Source organism: Moraxella atlantae NBRC 14588, assembly GCF_001591265.1.
In the GTDB taxonomy this organism is placed as follows: Bacteria; Pseudomonadota; Gammaproteobacteria; order Pseudomonadales; family Moraxellaceae; genus Faucicola; species Faucicola atlantae.
On record NZ_BCUL01000011.1, the window covers coordinates 1 to 20,498 of the forward strand.

General features: G+C 47.5%; 18 protein-coding genes. 6 read left to right on the forward strand and 12 right to left on the reverse strand.

Going from position 1 to position 20,498, the window contains the following annotated elements; all coding sequences use genetic code 11:
- Positions 1–396: UbiA family prenyltransferase (locus MA2_RS07355; RefSeq protein WP_169795166.1), on the forward strand; the 396-nt coding region annotated here is incomplete at its 5' end.
- A 375-nt stretch (positions 397–771) separates the two neighbouring features.
- Here the strand turns inward: MA2_RS07355 and purN are convergent.
- Positions 772–1,464 carry a phosphoribosylglycinamide formyltransferase gene (gene purN, locus MA2_RS07360; RefSeq protein ID WP_067058432.1) on the reverse strand — a complete coding sequence of 231 codons (693 nt, stop codon included), beginning with the start codon at positions 1,462–1,464 and terminating at the stop codon, positions 772–774.
- A 176-nt stretch (positions 1,465–1,640) separates the two neighbouring features.
- On the reverse strand, positions 1,641–2,708 hold the full coding sequence (purM, locus tag MA2_RS07365; RefSeq protein WP_067058520.1) for a phosphoribosylformylglycinamidine cyclo-ligase: 1,068 nt from the start codon (positions 2,706–2,708) through the stop codon (positions 1,641–1,643).
- A 412-nt stretch (positions 2,709–3,120) separates the two neighbouring features.
- On the opposite strand from purM, the gene MA2_RS07370 reads away from it, so the two are divergent.
- Together MA2_RS07370 and ttcA are read left to right on the forward strand one after the other, a co-directional pair.
- Positions 3,121–4,353, forward strand: a complete 1,233-nt coding sequence (locus MA2_RS07370; protein WP_067058434.1) for an AI-2E family transporter — start codon at positions 3,121–3,123, stop codon at positions 4,351–4,353.
- 179 nt (positions 4,354–4,532) lie between these two features.
- A complete protein-coding gene (ttcA, locus tag MA2_RS07375) occupies positions 4,533–5,504 on the forward strand; it encodes a tRNA 2-thiocytidine(32) synthetase TtcA (protein ID WP_067058522.1) in 972 nt (323 codons plus the stop codon).
- Here the strand turns inward: ttcA and MA2_RS07380 are convergent.
- Positions 5,501–6,286 (reverse strand): endonuclease/exonuclease/phosphatase family protein, encoded by a 786-nt coding sequence (locus tag MA2_RS07380; protein ID WP_067058436.1) that lies wholly within the window; start codon positions 6,284–6,286, stop codon positions 5,501–5,503. The two genes, ttcA and MA2_RS07380, sit on opposite strands and share 4 nt — an antisense overlap.
- Positions 6,287–6,492: 206 nt before the next feature.
- Positions 6,493–7,629, reverse strand: coding sequence for an AOC03_06830 family ribosome hibernation factor (locus MA2_RS07385; RefSeq protein WP_245945297.1), 1,137 nt, complete (start codon positions 7,627–7,629; stop codon positions 6,493–6,495).
- Between the two features lie 538 nt (positions 7,630–8,167).
- On the opposite strand from MA2_RS07385, the gene MA2_RS07390 reads away from it, so the two are divergent.
- From MA2_RS07390 to MA2_RS07400, 3 genes are all read left to right on the forward strand, one after another.
- Complete coding sequence (locus tag MA2_RS07390; RefSeq protein ID WP_067058527.1) at positions 8,168–8,407, forward strand: YheV family putative metal-binding protein; 240 nt, start codon at positions 8,168–8,170, stop codon at positions 8,405–8,407.
- Between the two features lie 175 nt (positions 8,408–8,582).
- Positions 8,583–9,665, forward strand: coding sequence for a hypothetical protein (locus MA2_RS07395; RefSeq protein ID WP_067058438.1), 1,083 nt, complete (start codon positions 8,583–8,585; stop codon positions 9,663–9,665).
- 12 nt (positions 9,666–9,677) lie between these two features.
- Positions 9,678–10,178, forward strand: coding sequence for a hypothetical protein (locus MA2_RS07400; protein ID WP_067058440.1), 501 nt, complete (start codon positions 9,678–9,680; stop codon positions 10,176–10,178).
- An 87-nt stretch (positions 10,179–10,265) separates the two neighbouring features.
- On the opposite strand, the gene pnp is transcribed toward MA2_RS07400, so the two are convergent.
- The 8 genes from pnp to nusA all read right to left on the reverse strand — a co-directional run bounded on the left by pnp (position 10,266) and on the right by nusA (position 20,441).
- A complete protein-coding gene (pnp, locus tag MA2_RS07405) occupies positions 10,266–12,389 on the reverse strand; it encodes a polyribonucleotide nucleotidyltransferase (RefSeq protein ID WP_067058442.1) in 2,124 nt (707 codons plus the stop codon).
- Between the two features lie 313 nt (positions 12,390–12,702).
- Positions 12,703–12,969 (reverse strand): 30S ribosomal protein S15, encoded by a 267-nt coding sequence (gene rpsO / locus MA2_RS07410; RefSeq protein ID WP_067058444.1) that lies wholly within the window; start codon positions 12,967–12,969, stop codon positions 12,703–12,705.
- Between the two features lie 190 nt (positions 12,970–13,159).
- Positions 13,160–13,369 carry a hypothetical protein gene (locus MA2_RS07415; RefSeq protein WP_143821833.1) on the reverse strand — a complete coding sequence of 70 codons (210 nt, stop codon included), beginning with the start codon at positions 13,367–13,369 and terminating at the stop codon, positions 13,160–13,162.
- Positions 13,370–13,421: 52 nt separating this feature from the next.
- The gene (locus tag MA2_RS07420) at positions 13,422–13,946 is read right to left on the reverse strand and encodes a type 1 glutamine amidotransferase domain-containing protein (protein ID WP_067058448.1); all 525 of its coding nucleotides are present in this window, start codon (positions 13,944–13,946) and stop codon (positions 13,422–13,424) included.
- Between the two features lie 210 nt (positions 13,947–14,156).
- The gene (truB, locus tag MA2_RS07425; protein WP_067058450.1) at positions 14,157–15,143 is read right to left on the reverse strand and encodes a tRNA pseudouridine(55) synthase TruB; all 987 of its coding nucleotides are present in this window, start codon (positions 15,141–15,143) and stop codon (positions 14,157–14,159) included.
- A 353-nt stretch (positions 15,144–15,496) separates the two neighbouring features.
- Entirely contained in the window at positions 15,497–15,892 is a 396-nt protein-coding gene (locus tag MA2_RS07430; RefSeq protein WP_067058452.1) for a ribosome-binding factor A, read from the reverse strand.
- Between the two features lie 215 nt (positions 15,893–16,107).
- Positions 16,108–18,858: a translation initiation factor IF-2 gene (gene infB / locus MA2_RS07435; RefSeq protein WP_067058454.1), complete on the reverse strand. Its 2,751-nt coding sequence runs from the start codon at positions 18,856–18,858 to the stop codon at positions 16,108–16,110.
- A 101-nt stretch (positions 18,859–18,959) separates the two neighbouring features.
- Positions 18,960–20,441: a transcription termination factor NusA gene (nusA, locus tag MA2_RS07440; RefSeq protein ID WP_067058456.1), complete on the reverse strand. Its 1,482-nt coding sequence runs from the start codon at positions 20,439–20,441 to the stop codon at positions 18,960–18,962.
- Positions 20,442–20,498: the final 57 nt, after the last annotated feature.

The following is a 20,498-nucleotide window of genomic DNA, read 5'->3' on the forward strand; positions in this document are numbered from 1 at the left end:
CACACGGTGGTTGATGGTTGGTGCTGGTTGCTGTTTGTTGGCTATATGTGCTGGACAGTGGCGTATGACACACAGTACGCCATGGCAGACCGTGAAGACGATTTAAAAATCGGTGTCAAATCAACGGCGATTTTATTTGGTAAATATGACGTTGCTATTATCAGCCTGCTGCAAGCGGTATTTGTGGCAAGTTTGGGCGCGGTGTTTGGGCATTATTTTGGCGGTATATCAGTGCTGCTACTGTTACCACTGATTGGTATGTTTTATCAGCAAAATCAAAAATGCTTGACCTATCAGCGCACGCTTTGCACAGAGGCATTTTTGGATAATGTGTGGATCGGGCGTTATTTATTTGTTTGTATTGTGGTGCTGACGGTATGGCAGTTTGGCGCATAACCGTAACCGTGTAACCGCCAAATTTTTATCATTCGTTGCCGTAAACCTGCGACTTCAGGCGGTGGATATAAGGCAATTGTTAAATGCGATGAGTTTTGCTATACTCATCTCACTATATTCAATGTCTTACATTCCACAGTTAAGTTAAGACTAAATTGCGAGTACGCAGTAACTTAACTGGTAAGACGTTTCCAAACACACACTTAAGCTAATTCGTGTCTATGACAATCCTAACGGTAGGATTAGCTTAAAATAAGAACCTAAGATGTACGGTGTGTCGTACGGGCGGTTGCCATTGTCTTAGGTTTGCGGTCGGGCTTGACCGTCTTGTAGAAGGAATCCCCTCACTTTAGGGAGGGGAGGAAGTCAAAGCGTTTAGTCCAACCACAATCGCAACGGCATTGGCAAACCTGATTGATTGATCAATGTACCGCTTTGCCATACCACTAGCCGCCGCGCAAATAAATTCACCACCAGTGGCAACAGCTGGTATTCTAAACCGTGCACGCGTTGTTGCAGCTGTTCGGCGTTTTCGTGAGGTGTGATGGCGGTGACGGCTTGCGCAATCACCCTACCTGCATCAAGCTCACTGGTTACCATATGTACGCTACAACCGTGAAATCGTTCACCCGTTTGTAGCACGCGTTGGTGGGTATTTACGCCCTTATACGCAGGCAAAAGCGAGGGGTGTAGATTAATCATCGGCGCGTTTAGCGTTTGGCTCACACCGTCAATGAATAACGGCGTTAAAATCCGCATAAAACCTGCCAACACCACCAAATCAGGCTGCCACTCACCCAAAACCGCAAGCGCGCGCTGCTCAAAGCCCACACGGCTATATTTTTTGCCGTTGTTATCGCGGTCGATGATGGCAGTTTGAATTGCGCTGTGGTGTTGCGCATTGGTCAAGCGGACACGCTCAAGCGCGTAGGCATCAGCTTTGTTGCTAATCACACCGACAAGCTTGATGGGTAGCGCATCTGCCAACATTTGGTCAATCAGCACTTGCAAATTACTGCCATTGCCTGAGACTAAGACAGCGATTTTTAGAGGTTGTTGGTTGGGCATATTCTTAAAATCTAATCAACCAAATTCATGGGATATTGAGCAATGCGTTCATCAACCGTTAATAACGTCAATAATAACGTCAAGTTTTCGGCCATGGCTTGTGAAATTAACAGACGGTCAAAAGGGTTGTTTGTCGTCAATCAATGGTATATCGCGCCGCTTGCTCAGCCAAAATTTTAGCGATACGTCACCGCGTCAGTATCGCGCGCAACGATCTCACCGAGTCTCCACGCGGTTTCGCCATTGTCATTAAGTAGCTTAATGGCTTGCTCAGCTTGGTCACTGGGTAAAATCACCACAAAACCCACCCCACAATTAAACGTGCGGTACATCTCGCTTAGCGCAATGTTGCCGTTGGTTTGTAGCCAATCAAATACGACAGGCATTGTCCAGCTTTGGGTATCAATGCTGGCGGCTAGATCATCGGGTAGCACGCGTGGTAGGTTTTCGGTCAGACCGCCGCCTGTGATATGCGCCATCGCATGAATATTGGCATTGCCCAAGGCGTTTTGTAAGGCTTGAATGGCTTTGACATAGATTTTGGTCGGCGCCATCAAGGCATCTTTGAGCGGCTTGTCGCCAAGCTGCGCGCTTGTCACATCAACACCACTCACCTCGATGACTTTACGCACCAGTGAATAACCATTGGAATGCACACCGCTTGAGGCAAGCCCGATGAGCACATCACCTTGCTGCACGTTTTTGCCTGTGATGACCTCAGATTCTTCGACCACACCAACGCAAAACCCTGCCAAGTCATAATCTTCATCTTGATACATGCCGGGCATCTCGGCAGTCTCGCCACCAATCAGCGCACAATTTGCCAGACGGCAACCTTCGCCAATACCTGCAATCACCGTCGCGGCGGTATCGACATCAAGTTTTCCCGTGGCATAATAGTCCAAGAAAAATAGTGGCTCTGCGCCACATACCAGCAAGTCATTGACACACATGGCTACCAAGTCTTGTCCGATGGTGTCGTGTTGGTTAAGCTGCAAGGCTAGTTTGAGCTTGGTGCCCACACCATCAGTACCTGAGACCAACAAGGGCGATTGATAGCCTGTAGGAATGCGGCACAAGGCACCAAAACCGCCCAAACCACCCACAACTTCGGCCCGGGTAGTGGCTTTGGCAACCGATTTGATCCGTTGTACCAAGGCGTCGCCTGCGTCGATATCAACACCTGCGTCTTTATAGCTCAATGAGGTTGGGGCAGAATTTGGTGTGTTGGGTGATTGGGTCATGGCAGGCTCGACTGGTTGGTTCAGAAAATAGGTAAAAAAGGCAGTTTGGCATGGGTAGCTACGTAACACAACACATGATTGCGCTACAAAGCCCATACGTTTAGGCAGATCGTGTACAAACCGCTAACACGGCGTTACGCTACCTAAAAAAATTGTTTATTACTTAACAAAAAAATCAGTACAATAACGCAAGTTTTATACCGCGATATCTGAGTGTTTTTGTCAAGCTTGAATGAGCGCATGCGCCGCGCTTGATCACTGCCGTTATGGCGTTATTCAGCACAGGCAATCTTGCGGCATTATACCCAAGTTTGTGGCAAAATACCAATCTTGCGCCTTCGTGTGATGGCGTATTTTAGCCATGTGTTAGCGGTCGCCTGTCTGCCCGTTATTCATCTGTCAAGGGGGGTTTATGCAAACTCATTACCGTTTTTCCCAAGACCCGTTTTTTAAGCGGCTGTTTTATCTGGCGGCAATTGTTGTTGCAGGTTATGTGCTGTATCAGCTACAAACCGTGATTATGCCGTTTGTGGTGGCATTTATACTGGCGTATTTGTTCAATCCACTGGTGCGCGGTCTGCAAAACAAGCTACATTTGCGCCGTTGGTTGGCAATTTTGCTGGTGTACTTGGGGGTGATTGGTGGGACAGTCGGTTTGTTGTGGTGGCTGCTACCGATTGTGTGGGAACAGTTACAGGCGATTTGGGATTTTGTTCCCAAAGGCATTGCTTATTACAACCACACTGTGCGCGATTGGGTAGCCAGCAATACGCCTCTGCGTTTGCCAGTGTTTCAGATGAAAGATATGTCACGCGGTGTGTTTAGCTACTTGCAAAATAACTACAATTTTTCTGATGCAAGCTCGCTTGCGCTTAGCGTGTATAGTTCAAGTATGAGCGTGATTAACATTGCAGGGCTTGCGGTGCTTGTGCCAATTTTGATGTTTTACTTTTTGTATAACTGGGATGAGCGTTTGCTTGAGTGGCAACATGCTATTCCTAATCGCTATTTAGGCAGCGTGTATACCATCGCTACCGAAAGCGATGAGGCGTTGATGTCGTTTGTCAAAGGTCAGCTGCTAGTGATGATTTTGCTGGGCATTGTGTATGCCGTGCAGCTACAGATGATTGGTCTGAAGGTCGGTCTGTTGATTGGTATGTTCGCAGGCTTGGCAAGCTTTGTGCCGTATATGGGCTTCGCCCTAGGCTTTATTGCCTCGATTGTGGCAGGGATTTTCCAATTTGGCTTTGACTGGTTGCATCTAGCGTTGATTGTCGGCGCGTTCATGGTTGGGCAAGTGGTTGAAGGCTATATTTTACAGCCATTGCTACTGGGCGATAAAATCGGACTGTCACCAATTTGGGTTATGTTTGCCGTATTGGCAGGCGCAGGGTTGTTTGGTTTTGCTGGTATGTTGGTCGCTTTGCCCGTAGCAGCGGTGCTCAATGTGTTTGCCCATCATGCCTACATGGCATATCGCAACAGCGAATTTTATCAAGGCAACCGCCAAATCCCACTGTTTGAACAACAAACTTTGGAGCAAGCCAAACGTAAACAGCGCATTAAAGCCGCTGATGAAGCCGCCGCCAAGAAAAAAGACAGTTGGCTTAGCAAGCTCAATATTTTTAGCGGTAAAAACAGCTAATCGGCTTTGTCATCGCCGCGCCAGACGCGCGTGCTGCCGCTCAATTTGTGTTAAAATAACGGTTTGTCCATCGCGGGCAAGCCGTTTTTGGTTGCCCGTTTACACGCGATTAGCCAAAAAGGTTGCCGATGTCTGAGTTTGTTACCACTGTGCCGCCGTCTGCCAAAACCCCTGAAACCCTGCCCACCCACGATGACGGGCTAAATTCTGTCCGCTTTCGTAAGCTACAAAAAAAGCTACGCAAATTGGTGTCGTGGGCGATTCGTGACTATAACATGATTGAAGATGGCGATATCGTCATGGTGTGTATATCTGGCGGCAAAGATAGCTTTACACTGCTGGATATCTTACTGTTTTTAAAGAAAATTGCGCCAATTCATTTTGATATTGTCGCGGTCAATCTTGACCAAAAACAACCAAATTTTCCTGCCGATGTATTGCCCAATTACCTCAACCAGCACGGCATTCCGTACTATATTTTGGAAAAAGACACCTACAGCATCGTCAAAAGCTTGGTACCAGAGGGTAAAACGTACTGTTCAGCGTGTTCGCGTTTGCGCCGTGGCTCGTTGTATGGCTTTGCCAAACAAATCGGCGCGACCAAAGTGGCATTGGGGCATCACCGTGATGACATCATGGCAACGTTTTTTCTCAACTTGTTTCATGGCGGTAGCCTCAAAGCCATGCCACCTAAGCTGTTGTCTGATGATGGGCAAAATGTTTTGATTCGCCCGTTGGCGTACGTCGAGGAAAAAGACATCATCAAATACGCGCGTTATAAGGATTTTCCGATTATTCCGTGCAACCTGTGCGGTAGCCAAGAAAACCTGCAACGCGCGGCGATTAACAATATGCTGCGTGAATGGGACGCGCAGTTTCCCAAACGCTTGGATTCGATTTTTGCCGCCTTACAAAATGTTGCGCCGTCACAACTGGCAGACCGTGAACTGTTTGATTTTGAGCACTTGAGCTTAGCGCGCGATGATAAAATTCGCGCGTTTGAAGGTGAGCACATTCAGGCAGGGCAGATTACGCCCGATTTACAACAAAAAGGTGTACCTCTTGCGCCAAAAGTGCAAACCTTTAATCCAAATACCAACGATGACAAGCCAAAAACCGTTAAAATTCCAACCATTAACCCGTTGGTTTAACGCGGCAAGATTGGTGTCAATTCTGCACTAACGGGGAGGTGATCGGACAGCACCGACCATGGCAAGCCTGTATGTACCCATGCATGGTGTACGGTGAGGTTACGCACAAAAATTCTGTCCAAACTCAACACGGGTAGGGCAGCAGGAAACGTTGGTGGCAGCCGCCCATGCGTTGCCAACAATGCCTCTTGCATGCCGAGTGTCTCACCAAGCCGCCCATCTGAGCGTTTACGCCAGTCATTAAAATCGCCTGCTAAAATCAACGGCTGCGCAGGGTCAATGCTATCTAGCACATACTGCGCAATCGCGTCGTATTGCTTAATGCGGTCATTTTCTAGCAAGTTTAAATGGGCACATAGCACCACAATCGGCATATCCCACCCTGTAGGCGTGACCTCACAATGCAGCACGCCACGCTGTTCCAAACGATTAACCGTGATATTGACATTGTGCTTGGGATCAAGCGGGTGACGGCTGAGCACTGCGTTGCCGTGGTGTCCGTGGCGGTATTCGGCGTTTTTGCCATAGCTGTGTTGGTACTGCAAAAATTCCCCAAACAGTTCATGTTGCGATTGGTCGGGAAATTCATTGAATTTGAGCACGCGCTTAAGATTTTGCCCTTGTACCTCTTGCAGGCACAAAATATCGGGATTGACTGCACGCAGCGCGTCGGCGATACCGCGCACCTTGACCAAACGATTAAGCGGTGACATACCCTTATGAATGTTGTAAGTGGTTACGGTGATGGGCGAGTAAGCTAAATTTGTACGCTGATTGGGCATAAGGTTGCCTCTGGTTAGAATCCATGCATGAGAGTAAACGTTGTGGCTATTGTAACGGTTTTGCACCAGAATTGGAAAACTGTCTTGGCTGGAATGTCAGCCAAACGATCGGGCATAAAAAAACACCCACCAAATCATGGATGGGTGCTTACCAAAGAACTTAGCATGTGCTAAATCTTATAATCGGCAGATCAAGCCAACGTTAATCAATAACGCGTGATCAGTATAACAGGTTCTTTATCCATGCGATCGGCAGGCATGAATACCACATTCGCGCCATTTTGTTTAGCAAGGTCAATGATTTCACCTACTGCGTCATCGGTAACATTGGGTAAATTTTCATCGCTTTGATCCACCACTTGCAACGTTTGCGCGGTCTCATCAATACGCGCAGGCACACGGTAACCTGTTTTGACCAACAAGGTTTGAGCATTGCCTTCAAACGCGGCACGATAAACTTCTTGCAAATCTGTGCGCAGCATGTTCTCATTACGCGCTTTTTCTAGCTCACCTTCGGCTGTGGTATAGCGTGCTTCGCGCTGCTGCTCAACCAGTGATTGCACCGCATCGATAAACGCTTGTGGATTGGCGTCGTTCATATGATCGATGTTATCAATTTTGCCTGCAATGATTGAGGGATTGTCACAAACTTGTTCATACACACCGATGTTTTGGCTATCTGCCATGACAAAAACAGGCTTAGGCGCAACCCCATGGATTTCTTGCATACTTTTATCCACGCGGTTAAAGAATTCTTTTAGATACTTGTCATCATCTGATGAACCTGTACGGTCTGCCTTGCTGTTGGTCGGCAAGGTGGTGTTGTGAATCGGGAAGGGAATATTTTTCATATTCTGTTGGCGCGCGCTGCCTTCTTTGATTTCTTTGACCAAACGGTCATCAACACCTTCAATCAAGCGCGCTGAATCATTGGTCACTGCCAACACATAATAGTTAAGCGATTGCGACAAATTGCGCATCAGATCACGGATGGCAAATTTGTCCCCAACGATGACGCGCTCAGGGGTATCAAACGGCAAACGCAACACTTGCGCACTATCAGGGGTAGCAAAAATGGCTAAAGTATCAAGGTTATAGTTGTGGTCAATATCAGCAATCTGCGCATCGATGGCATCAAGCATGGCTTGCGCTGTGCGTTTATCATACTCTTCACCAACGCGTTCTTCGACCACTTTAAGCTGATTTTTGAGCGCAATATGGTCTTGTTCATTATCGGGAAATGTGCGGTGCGTCGGTACAAACACACTGACAGCAGGATTACCTTGAGTTTGACGTAATTGTTGTAAGGTAGCTTGTAAGTCATCGACCATAAAATCTGCCATTGATTTTCTCCTTTTTAAAAATGCTAATTTAAAAATATCAAAATTTATCAACACTTATTTTTAAATCAAATAAAGTAAGTAGTTGACTTCCTCCCCTCCCTAAAGTGAGGGGATTCCTTCTGCAAGACGGTGAAGCCCCACCGCAAACCTAAGACAATGGCAACCGCCCGTACGACACACCGTACATCTTAGGTTCTTATTTTAAGCTAATCCTACCGTTAGGATTGTCATAGACACGAATTAGCTTAAGTGTGTGTTTGGAAACGTCTTACCAGTTAAGTTACTGCGTACTCGCAATTTAGTCTTAACTTAACTGTGGAATGTAAGACATTGAATATAGTGAGATGAGTATAGCAAAACTCATCGCATTTAACAATTGCCTTATATCCACCGCCTGAAGTCGCAGGTTTACGGCAACGAATGATAAAATATCGTTCTTGAAAACTGTCACCTCAACTATTACTGTATATAAACGAGATCACGCTGTTTAGGCAGTGATTGTTTAGAATGATTGTAATTTTACTATATGGTAGGCAATATGCGTTATCAATCTAGTCAAACCAAACGGCAATTTTTGGCAGGGGTAGCGTGCCCTAAATGCGGTGCAATCGATAAAGTGGTGCAAGTGCGTATATTTAGCCCCGATGTTGATGAATATATCGAATGTACAGCGTGTGGACACCAAGAGCGTCGTCCGACACGTGAGGATTTGGCAGCCTTAAACCAAGTAGTACCTACCGATGGCATAGGCGTAGGTGTGGTACGTTTTAAGACCTAAAAGCATACCGCTCATCCTAAAAGATCTGTGCTTGTCATTACCCGTTGTTTGCTTTTTTGTCAAGGTTTGTTATATTAGCCACAATCACGATTTCCACGCCAAATCCGCTTAGCTGTATTGGCATTTAAATTTGGCTAAACCAATCAGGCGGTATATCGTCTTGTGGTCATATTCTATGAAATGGTTAAAGCAGAAAAAAAAGCCCAGTTCGCCTGCACAAGTTTTATCAAGTACACCAAACACGGATACCAAAACCGTACTGTCCTCTACGCAAACACAGCCAAGCGCAGCCCACTCAAGCCAAGATGATAGGGCGGCTGATCATTTGCGTAAAGATGCACCAGCTGAGCAAATGGCGGCAGACATAGCAAAAGATTTAGAGTTTAAGAACCATGAGTCTGCAGACAGCTGCGCACCTACCAGTCCCAGTGCTGCTGCATCTGCAAAACGGCAAGACAGCCTACCTCAAACTGGAACAAACCCAAAAGCGGCTCCAATCAATAAAAAATCACCCTTTGATTTATCCAACATCGCACGAACCAAGGCAAGATCAGCGGATGTCCAATCTCATACAACCAAGACTTTTGATGCTGCGACATCGAACAGTCAGCTAACGTCTGCCAGATTTGGCTTGGGCAAACGCCAAAAGACTTCTGCCGAACCAACCGTGAGTACGACACAAACCAACATACAGCGCAAAGCACTGACAAAAATCGGTGGTCAATCAAACACCAACTCAGCGCTGTATGTGCTGTCTTTGTTATTGGTGATTGCTGGGCTATGGTATTGGTTCAATCGTGAGCCATCACAAGCACCTGCCGAGCCTACAACCGTTGCGTCTGTACCTGCTGCACCTGCTGCCCGCAATGCGATGGCACAAGCCCATGATAGCACTGATAGCACTAAGACCACTGATAGCACTGAGACTGGTGCAGCTGCAACCGCCAGTGCACCTGTACAAACTATGATAGTGCCGCGCGCAGCAGAGCAAGTGCCACAAGTGGCTAACGGAATCAACCTTATCACACCTGAAGAAATTCTTGCGCCTGAGCTGCCGCAAGATCCCGCACTTGCCAAAGAAGAGCTTGACCGCCTTGATGAACAAAGCAGCCAACTTGCCGACCAACAAGCAATGATGAATGAGCAGCTTGATATGATGCATGAACTAAGCAGCAAAAAAGCTGAGCGTATTCAGCTACTTGAGCAGCGCATTGCCGAGCTTGAGCGACAACAAGCTGCACCAAAGTCTGCACCTTAAACGACGAATGCGATGATTGAGCTGATCTCTAAAAACACCTTGTGGCAAGACCGTTATCAAGCCCTGATCCTACCTGTGCCAACGTCGGGCGTATTGCGTCATCGCGCGTTGCTCAAAAGCCAAGCGCTGTATCCTAGCCATGCTAGCCGTTACCGTACCGCTTGCCAACGTGGTGAGCTGGCATTAGGTGGTGTGTTAGTACACGATGTTGAGCGTGATTTGGCAGGCGTGGGGGTCAGCCCTGCGCTGTCTAAACCAAAATTTATTGTAGATGTGGCGGTGACGGAATTTGCCGAAAACGCGCCACATTTGAGCGCGATTGAGCAGGCATTGGCGACATTTGCACCGACATTGTACGATTGGGCGCGGTATGGTGGTGTGCGGCGCGTGGCATTACTTGCCAATGATGCGCTGATGTTACCTGCTAACACAACATTTGATGACACCATTTTGCCATTATTAGAAAAATACCTGCAGCCGACACGCACGCTAAATTTATGGGTATATCGATAAATTTTTTCGCGTTTAGGTGCAGCATATAAACCGTACCCGATAAAAAAACCAGTCACAAAGACTGGTTTTTTGTTGCTAAAGCGCGCATCACTCAGCACTGGTTGTGTCCGCCAATGGGCTTTGATCCACACCGCGCATGGTAAGCTTGATGCGTCCGCGGTTATCCACGTCTTGCACCAAAACATTGACGATTTGCCCTTCTTTTAGCACATCGCTGACATTGTCAATACGCTCATCTGAGATTTGCGAGATATGCACCAAACCATCAGTGTTTGGCAATACGGTAACGAATGCACCAAATTCTGCCAAACGCGCCACCTTGCCGCTATAGATTTTGCCAATTTCAACTTCAGCGGTGATGGCTTCAATTTTGGCAATCGCAGCACGGGTAGAGGCTTTGTTCTCACCAAAAATACGGATCGTACCATTGTCATCAATATCAATAACAGCGCCGGTTTCCTCAGTGATTTGGCGAATCGTTGCACCGCCTTTACCAATTACGTCACGGATTTTGTCTGGATCAATATCAATCACAGCGAAGTTAGGTGCATGCGCATTGATTTCTTTGCGGCTAGCTGCTAGCACTTCATTCATTGCATTTAAGATATGAATTCGCCCTGCGTGCGCTTGGTGTAGCGCTTGTTCCATGATGTCGGCAGTGATGCCTTCAATTTTAATATCCATTTGTAGCGCGGTCACGCCTTTGGCAGAGCCTGCCACCTTAAAGTCCATGTCACCCAAATGGTCTTCATCGCCCAAGATATCTGACAACACGGCAAAACGTTCACCTTCTTTGACCAAGCCCATGGCGATACCTGCCACGGGGGCTTTGAGCGGTACACCTGCGTCCATCAATGACAAACTTGCACCACACACCGATGCCATCGATGATGAACCATTTGATTCGGTGATATCTGATACCACACGGATCACATAAGGAAAACGCTCACTATCAGGCAACACGGCTTGCACACCACGCCGCGCTAGGCGACCGTGTCCAATTTCACGGCGTTTTGGCCCACTATCACGTCCTGTCTCACCCACCGAATAACTTGGGAAGTTATAATGCAGCATGAAGTGGTCTTGTTTGGTGCCTGCTAAGGTATCAATCAAATTGACATCACGAGTGTTACCCAACGTGGTGGTAACCAAAGCTTGCGTCTCACCACGGGTAAACAGGGCTGAGCCATGCGTATAAGGCAACACGCCAACTTGGATATCCAACGCACGTACAGTTTGTAAATCGCGGCCATCAATACGCGGTTTACCTGACAAAATATTATCACGCACGGTGCGGTATTTGAGCGTTTCGTACAATTCGCCGATTTGTTTGACGTTTGCCTCATAATCCGCGCTTTCGGCATCGCCTGCCAACGCGGTGATTGCCGCTTGCTCAATTTCTGCCAGACGCGCATAACGTTGTTGTTTGTGGCTGATGGTGTACGCCTGAGAAATCGCCTCGGCAAACTGATCTTGTAGCTGCTGTTGCAACGCTTCATTGACCGCAGGTGCTTCAAACGGCATTTTTTGTACACCAACGGCAGCAGCAAATTCGTTGATCGCGTCAATGACCACTTGCTGCTGTTGGTGCCCATACAGTACCGCACCTAGCATTTGGTCTTCACTCAATTCTTGCGCTTCAGACTCAACCATCAATACCGCAGATTTGGTACCTGCCACCACCAAGTCCAACGCGCTTTGCTTGAGCTCTTCATGGCTTGGGTTTAGCACATACGCATCGTTGATCAAACCGACACGAGCCGCGCCAATTGGACCACCAAACGGTGCATTAGAGATTGCCAACGCTGCCGACGTACCAATCATCGCCGCAATATCAGCATCATGCTGCTTGTCTGATGACAACACCGTTGCGGTCACTTGGATTTCATTGTAATAACCTTCGGGAAAAAGAGGGCGGATCGGGCGGTCAATCAAGCGTGAAGTTAAAGTCTCATGCTCGCTGGGGCGACCTTCGCGCTTGCCATAACCGCCAGGGATTTTACCTGCGGCGTACATTTTTTCTTGGTAGTTCACCGTCAAAGGAAAAAATGACTGCCCAGGTGCAGCTTCATCTTTTACCACCACCGCAACCAACACACTCACGCCGCCCATGTGCACCAACACCGAATTGGCCTGGCGGGCAATACGCCCTGTTTCAAGGGTCACCTGTTGGTTACCATATTGAAATTCTTTGGTAATCGTATTAAACATAATTTTCCTATATAAATTTTTAAAAATCCAGCAATCGTCATGCCTCTAATGCTTGCTTTCTGCCTACAAAAACCAAGCATTAGAAGCAGTTTTAACCATTGCTTTGGGTTGAGCGTTATCGTTTTTAACATCGTTGACCGCTCACGTTGACCGCTCACGCAGCCAATAACTACATATTTTAGCTTGTTTTGTGGCTAATAGCCATTACAAATTGTCAAGCATCCAAATGAGCAAGACTTATAATAAAAAAGTGACTATCCAAGCGGACAGCCACTTTTTATACAAACTCAGCAAGCAAGCCTGTTAACAGTGATTAGCGACGCAAGCCCAATTCGTTGATCAGTGCAGTGTAGCGATTGGCGTCTTTTTTCTTCAAATAGTCAAGTAGCTTACGGCGTGAGTTTACCATACGGATCAAGCCACGACGGCTGTGGTGGTCGCCTTTGTGGGCTTTGAAGTGTGGTTGTAAGTCGTTAATACGGGCAGTCAAAAGTGCGATTTGCACTTCAGGAGAGCCTGTATCGTTATCAGATTGCTTAAATTTTGCGATGATATCAGCGCGATCTTGATTGGTTAGCATAGCAGTTCCTATGAAAGAGAAGCGAACGGATATCAGGTTTACCACGCCTCTCAGGAGTAAACCTGTTTGTTGCTGCTATCTAAATGGGTATAGACCAGCACACAACAAAATTAAGGGCGTTATTTTAGCAGAATTTTTGCCATAAAAAAACCCCAATGCGTTATTGGGGTTTGGGTACCACTAAGCTTATTTAGGCATTGTGGCTATTGCCCACTGGCTGCTTTGGTGTGTCGCTGTCTAGCTGGTTAAGCTGTGCTTGCGGAGCAGTAACCACTTCATCGAGTGTATCGGGTTCAACCTCAGTGGTGGTAACAGATTCGCGGTTAAGCTCAGCATTTTCAACCAGTTGCTCAGCCCGATTTTGTAGCTCATGAATATCCATTGAAGTAGTAGGTTGCATAATAAAATCCTTTTTATAGTCGGTTATTTATAGTCGGTTAGCCAATCTAAAATTAAGCCTTAAGCGCGCTATCAATGGCGTCGGCAAAATCAGGGATGTCATCAGGTTGGCGGCTTGTGATGATATTGCCATCAACAACAACCGACTTGTCCTCAAAGTTTGCGCCTGCATTTTTCAAATCAATCGCAATGGTTTTATAAGCTGTCAGATGCTTACCGTCAGCAATTTTGGTATCCACAAAAATCCAAGGTGCGTGACAAATTGCCGCTACAGGCTTGCCACTGTCAACAAATTGTTTGACAAATTGCTGAGCAGAGTCTTTAAAACGCAAAGCATCGGCATTAGCACCACCACCTGGCAATACCAACGCGTCAAAATCGCTGACACTGGCATCACCAATCAACAAATCCGCGGTGAAATGATCGGCAGGGTCCGTGTGGTTTAATCCGCGCACTTGCTTGTTATCTTGGGTGGTAATCAACACGGTGTTGTGACCTTTTTGTTGTAGCAGATCACGTGGTTGGGTGTATTCGACTTGTTCAAAATCGGTATCAACTAAAAAAGCAATCTTCGCCATGGTTATTATCCTTATGTGATTAAAATATAGATAAATTTATTGGTTGATAAAGACTGGCAGCATAAAATTTAGCTGTATTTGCGTCTTCATTGTTATCATAGGCGATAATGCTGTTTTACAATACAGGCAAAGCGTGACAGTTTGTGTGGGAGTATAAAAACTTAGCCAAGATTGTAGTAAGTTGTTAAGCGAATGTAGCGCTAGGGCATACTAAGGCGTCAGTTGAACCAATTTAGTCGGCTGTAAGCGTCCGTGAGCGGCAAACTCACCCAACCCAAGAAAACACCCACCATAATACAAACGCACGACTTGTGGTGTATCGGTTGCGCGAGCTTGGCTAAAAATTCTAGCCAGTTGGTGGCGTTGATCGCTAAGATTTAGCCGCTGTCCATGTCGAATTCGAGCGGCTTGTTCATCTGTGAGCATTAAGACGGGCAAGGTCGCCACGCACGCATCGACGGGTAGCAATTTGGCTAGACGTTCAGATGAGCTCAGTGCCTCAAAATCTGCCAATGTAATGGCATGATCAAGCCTAAAATCACCCGTCGCCGTCCGCCGTAACGCCGTCAGATGTCCCACTGTGCCGAGCGCGTGCGCGATATCTTCACCCAACACACGCACATAAGTACCCTTGGAACACGTCACATTCAGCGTCAAGGTATCAGCGGTTGGCGCGTGCAAATCAAGCGCTTCGATGGTAATGCTGCGAGGTTCACGCGCAACTTCAATACCTTGACGAGCAAGCTCGTACAGCTTTTTGCCATCTTGCTTGAGCGCTGCGTACATCGGCGGTGTCTGTAATTGTTCACCACAAAAGCTTGCCGCCAAGGCTACCAAATCAACTTGACTTAAATCGGGTAGGGCAGCGCGTTCGGTAATCTGTCCGTCTGCGTCGCCTGTATCGGTCTTTGCGCCCAGTTGAATGGTCGCTTGGTAGGATTTGACAGCATTAAGCTGATAATGGCTAAATTTAGTCGCTTCACCCAAACAAATTGGTAGTAAGCCTGTCGCCATTGGATCAAGCGTGCCTGTGTGTCCTGCCTTACGACTGTCGTGCATGGGTGATTTGAGCAACCACTTAACGCGGCTAACGGCTTGCTGGGATGTCATGCCTTGTGGCTTGTCCAACAGCAGTACGCCATTGACAGGTGTTTTGGCGGTAGTGGTTGTTTGGGGGTTAAAAAAAGCGTGCGTCATTGACCAACCGTTTATCATTCGTTGCCGTAAAACCACCGACTTCAGGCGGTGGATATAAGGCAATTGTTAAATGCGATGAGTTTTGCTATACTCATCTCACTATATTCAATGTCTTACATTCCACAGTTAAGTTAAGACTAAATTGCGAGTACGCAGTAACTTAACTGGTAAGACGTTTCCAAACACACACTTAAGCTAATTCGTGTCTATGACAATCCTAACGGTAGGATTAGCTTAAAATAAGAACCTAAGATGTACGGTGTGTCGTACGGGCGGTTGCCATTGTCTTAGGTTTGCGGTGGGGCTTCACCGTCTTGCAGAAGGAATCCCCTCACTTTAGGGAGGGGAGGAAGTCAAGACTCATCAGACGTTTGGTTTTGCTCGCTGCTTTGCACGGCTTGCGAGATTAGATTTAGCATGTGGTTGGTGTTGGCAGTGATTTCATCGTAATGAAAACGTAAGCGCGGCGTGGTGCGTGTTTTTAGAATATGGCTGAGTTCGGTGCGCAAAAATCCTGCCGCGTTGTTGAGCACAGCCAGGCTTTCTTGGTGAAAATCTTTTGCCATCGCGTCGCTCATATCGCGCTCCATCACGGTAACATAAATATCCGCATAGCCCAAATCGGGGCTGATTTTGACGCTTGAGATGGTCACCAAACCTGTTAAACGTGGGTCATTGATTTCATCACGAATCAACACGGCAAGCTCGCGCTGAATTTGGTCGGCAAGGCGTTGTAAGCGTTGGTTCATGGTATTGTCCTTATCGTCTGGTAAATTGATTCAACGGGCTTAAAAGGTTACACAGCAGTTTGCCTACAGTACGATTTAATAGTGTAACCAACTTTGTCGCGCTAAACTGTAGCGTAACGTTAAGCCGATGTTTAAAGGGAAAAATAACGGGTAAAAAACAAAACGGTTTAAACCAGTACCAGCGTTTAAACCGTCTTCTTAAAGGCTAAACAAGCTTAGAGCGTGCGTTGAACCTCATGGATTTCAAACACTTCGATCAAGTCGCCGACCTGTACTTCATAGCCCTTAACCGCTAAACCGCATTCCATACCAGCGCGAACTTCATTGACATCGTCTTTAAAGCGGCGCAAAGATTGCAGCTGCCCTGTGAAGATAACTTGGTTATCGCGCAACACGCGGATTGGCTTGTTGCGTACAATGGTACCTTCGGTCACCATACAGCCTGCAGCCGCACCAAAACGGCTTGAGTGGAAGACCTCACGCACCTCAGCGATACCCAAGATCTGCTCACGGTGTTCAGGCGCAAGTAAGCCGCTCATGGCCGCCTTGACATCATCAATCAAGCCATAAATCACGCTGTAGTAGCGGATATCAATACCAGCCTCATCAGCTTTACGCTTAGCTGCGCTATCGGCGCGTACGTTAAAGCCTAAGAGTACCGCTTCGCTAGATTCTGCCAGCACCACGTCAGATTCAGAGATCGGACCGACACCTGATGAGATGACTTTAACTTTCACCTCATCGGTTGATAGCTCATCAAGCGCGCTAAGCAAGGCTTCAAGCGAACCGCGAACATCGGTTTTCAAAATCAAATTTACGCTTGGTAGCTTGGCTTCACTCATTTGGTCAAATAAGTTTTCTAAGCGCATTTTGGCCTGACGTTCAAGTACGCGTTCACGCTCACGCACGGCACGGTATTCAGCGACTTCACGTGCACGTTTTTCATCGCTCACCACCAAGAACTCACTACCTGCTGCAGGGGTATCGGGCAAGCCCAAGATCTCTACAGGAATTGATGGCCCAGCAGATTTGACTTTCTTACCGTTTTCATCGGTCATCGCGCGTACACGACCATAGAACTCACCTGCCAAGACCAAGTCACCTTGATTGAGCGTGCCTTGCTGCACCAGCAAGCTAACCACTGCACCACGTCCGCGCTCAAGGCGTGATTCGATCACCACCCCTTGCGCTGCGCCGTCGGTAGGTGCTTCAAGTTCCATGACTTCAGCTTGTAGCTCGATGGTTTCAAGCAAATCATCGATACCTTCACCAGTTAATGCCGATACGCGTACCACAGGGGTATCACCGCCCCATTCTTCAGGCACCACTTCTTTGGTGGTTAGTTCATTTAACACGCGGTCAGGGTCAGCGCTGTCTTTGTCAATTTTATTGATCGCGATAATCAGCGGTGTACCTGCGGCGCGCGCATGGTCAATTGCTTCAGCGGTTTGCGGCATCATGCCGTCATCGGCTGCCACCACTAGCACAACAATATCGGTTGCTTTGGCACCACGTGAGCGCATGGCGGTAAACGCCGCATGCCCAGGGGTATCCAAAAAGGTGATCACGCCGCGATCCGTTTCAACATGGTATGCACCAATATGCTGGGTAATCCCACCTGCCTCGCCTGAGGCAACCTTGGTTGAGCGGATTTTATCGAGTAAGGAGGTCTTACCGTGATCGACGTGACCCATGATAGTAACCACAGGCGGACGTTGTTGCACATTGCTGCTACGTTCATCCACGGCTTCACGCAATGAATCTTCAACTTGGGTTGAGCTTACCAAGATCGGATTATGTCCCATCTCCTCGACCAACAAGGCGGCAGTCTCTTGGTCAATGGTCTCATTTTCCCGTACCAATTCGCCCATTTTCATCAAAGTCTTGACGACTTCACGCGCTTTAATGGCCATTTTTTGCGCAAGGTCAGACACGATGATAGACTCGCCAATCTCAACATCATGCACAATGCGATCAACAGGTTTTTCAAATTTGTGGCGGTTTGCCTGTGATGATTTTAGCCCTCGGCTGCGGCTTCTGACTTCGTTTTCACCGTCATCATCACGGCGACGACGGCGATTACGGTTGGTATTACCTGAACTGCCGCGTTTGATTTCACGGCGTTCTTGCTCAAATGAGTCTTCTAACGCAGCACCCACCAAGCCTTCTGCTAATGGCTCATCTTTACGTACCACCGTGGTGGCAGCCACATCGTTGTCGGCATATTTGCTTGCCATTTGGCGCATTTGCTCAAGCGTGCGTTGTTGCGCTTCTTCAGCGGCTTTGCGGCGGTTTTCTTGCTCAATGTCGCGTAAGCGTTGCTCTTCGGCTTCGCGTGCACGGCGTTGGGCATCGGTTTCTTTTTTCGCTGCAGGTTTGCTGGTAGTAGAAGTTTTTTTGGCAGGCTTTTTCACCACGACCGCATCAGTGGCTGCGCTGCCTTTTTTCACCACCACACTGGCAGACTCAATAGCTGATTTTTGACCGTTGCTTGCGCCCGTATTGGCGCGCATAGCGGCTAATGTCGCCTGTTGGCGCGCTTCAGCTTCACGCTGTGCTTGCTCTTTGGCTGCTTTTTCTGCCGCCGCTTTTTCGGCAGCAATACGTGCTTTTTCTGCTGCTGCTTTGGCAGCTTGCTCGCGAGCGGCTAGCTCTTCAGCAATTTTTTGTGGATCAGGCTTGTCAAAGACCATTTTTTTACGCACTTCGACATTGACGTTTTTGGCTCTGCCTGAGGTACCTGTCACCTTAGCGGTGGTGGTGGTTTTGCTTTTTAGGCTAATACGGGATTTGTTTTTTTGCCCGTGACTTTGCTGCAAAAACGCAACCAACTGCTCTTGTTCTTGGTCGGTGACGATGTCGTTGTCGCCACGCGCAGACAGCCCTGCACTGACAAGCTGTTGTTTAAGATTGTCAGTGGTGGTTTTGGAAGCGGCTGCCAGTTGTTTGACGGTTTTATCTGCCATTCATTCACCTTTAATTTTTAAATGTGTTAAGCACGGTTATACGAATAAGTTGGTACTAAATGTTGTCTAGGTAGGTAAATTAAACCAAACTTTAGGTATACTTAATCAAACCAAGTTTCACGGGCTTTCATGATCAGCTCACCTGCAGTTTTTTCGTCCAAACCGTCGATATCATGTAAATCAAAAATTGCTTGTTCTGCCAAATCATCGACAGTAACAATGTCGCGCGCCGCCAGTTGAAACGCCCAAGCAGGGGTCATGCCTTCTAACGCCAACAACTCGGCACTTGGCTCTTTGATGGTTTGCTGCTTTTGCAATTCATCGGCAATCACCGCTTCTTTGGCGCGCTCTTGTATTGCGTCAATCGCCTCATCGTCTAGCCCGTCGATGTCATAAAATGTTTCGGCAGGTACATACGCCACTTCCTCAAGGGTTGTAAAACCGATATCTACCAATGCTTGCGCCAAGTCTTCATCAACTTCTAAGCGATTATAAAACAAATCGCGATACACCTTGGTTTCGTTTTCAATCTGTGCGTTGTACTCGTCTTCAAGCAGCATGTTGAGGCGATAGCCTGTTAGTTCAGAGGCTAGGCGCACGTTTTGCCCTTGCGAGCCAATTGCGCGTGCCAACTGGTCATTGGTGGCAAAGATGATATCCGCAGTTTTGGTGTCTTCGTCCAAAATAATGCGATCAACATCGGCAGGCTCTAAGGCACTGATGATGTATTGCACAGGATCATCTGACCACACAACAATATCAACACGCTCGCCTTCAAGCTCTTGTTGCACCGCTTGGATACGTGTACCACGCATACCGATACATGCACCAACAGGGTCAATACGGTGATCTTTGGTTTTGACAGATACTTTGGCACGTAGACCTGGTTGGCGTGCGACGTCTTTGATATCGATGATCTGTTCGGCAATCTCAGGCACTTCTTTTTGTAGCAGCGCGGTAAGCATTTGTGGCGCGGTGCGTGATAAAACCAATTGTGCACCACGGTTATCACGATTGACTTGGGTTAAAATAGCATTAACGCGCGATTTAGGGCGCAATACCTCACGCGGTAGGGTATTTTCTTTTGGCAAATAACCTTCAACATTCTCACCCAAATCAATGATATAACCGTCACGCGCAGGTTTTTTGACCTCACCGACAATCAGCTCACCGATACGTGGCTCAAATGCATCAGCAACCAAGGCACGCTCTGCTTCACGGATTTTTTGAATGATTACTTGTTTGGCTTGGGTGGCAGCAATTCGCCCAAAATCAATCGATTCGATTTGCTCTTCTTTGATATCGCCGATTTGCCATTCATTTGGATCAAGATCGCTGATGGCTAGCTGACAAGCAGGCATTTCGTGGTCTTCATCTGCCACTACAGTCCAATAGCGATAGGTGTCATAATCACCCGTTTTGCGATCAATGTGCACGCGTAGGGCAACCTCGGGCTGCTCACTGTAAATCTTTTTTTTGGTTGAAACTACCAGCGCCTGTTCAATCGCCTCAAAGATATCCTCAGGGCTTAGACCTTTTTCGTTACTGACGGTTTCTACAACCGTTAAAATTTCTCGATTCATATTGTCACCTATTGCCCAATGGCAGGTAGTATGGTCAGGTTTTGACACACTACCCAC

Bases quoted from the DNA above. Each gene is read 5' to 3' on its own strand.
- MA2_RS07395 (WP_067058438.1), top strand. From the start codon at position 8,583: ATGAAATGGTTAAAGCAGAAAAAAAAGCCCAGTTCGCCTGCACAAGTT.
- purN (WP_067058432.1), bottom strand. From the start codon at position 1,464: ATGCCCAACCAACAACCTCTAAAAATCGCTGTCTTAGTCTCAGGCAAT.
- MA2_RS07430 (WP_067058452.1), bottom strand. From the start codon at position 15,892: ATGAACCAACGCTTACAACGCCTTGCCGACCAAATTCAGCGCGAGCTT.
- MA2_RS07415 (WP_143821833.1), bottom strand. From the start codon at position 13,369: ATGCAACCTACTACTTCAATGGATATTCATGAGCTACAAAATCGGGCT.
- MA2_RS07400 (WP_067058440.1), top strand. From the start codon at position 9,678: ATGATTGAGCTGATCTCTAAAAACACCTTGTGGCAAGACCGTTATCAA.
- purM (WP_067058520.1), bottom strand. From the start codon at position 2,708: ATGACCCAATCACCCAACACACCAAATTCTGCCCCAACCTCATTGAGC.
- MA2_RS07390 (WP_067058527.1), top strand. From the start codon at position 8,168: ATGCGTTATCAATCTAGTCAAACCAAACGGCAATTTTTGGCAGGGGTA.
- nusA (WP_067058456.1), bottom strand. From the start codon at position 20,441: ATGAATCGAGAAATTTTAACGGTTGTAGAAACCGTCAGTAACGAAAAA.
- rpsO (WP_067058444.1), bottom strand. From the start codon at position 12,969: ATGCTAACCAATCAAGATCGCGCTGATATCATCGCAAAATTTAAGCAA.
- pnp (WP_067058442.1), bottom strand. From the start codon at position 12,389: ATGTTTAATACGATTACCAAAGAATTTCAATATGGTAACCAACAGGTG.
- infB (WP_067058454.1), bottom strand. From the start codon at position 18,858: ATGGCAGATAAAACCGTCAAACAACTGGCAGCCGCTTCCAAAACCACC.
- MA2_RS07385 (WP_245945297.1), bottom strand. From the start codon at position 7,629: ATGGCAGATTTTATGGTCGATGACTTACAAGCTACCTTACAACAATTA.
- truB (WP_067058450.1), bottom strand. From the start codon at position 15,143: ATGACGCACGCTTTTTTTAACCCCCAAACAACCACTACCGCCAAAACA.
- MA2_RS07380 (WP_067058436.1), bottom strand. From the start codon at position 6,286: ATGCCCAATCAGCGTACAAATTTAGCTTACTCGCCCATCACCGTAACC.
- MA2_RS07370 (WP_067058434.1), top strand. From the start codon at position 3,121: ATGCAAACTCATTACCGTTTTTCCCAAGACCCGTTTTTTAAGCGGCTG.
- MA2_RS07420 (WP_067058448.1), bottom strand. From the start codon at position 13,946: ATGGCGAAGATTGCTTTTTTAGTTGATACCGATTTTGAACAAGTCGAA.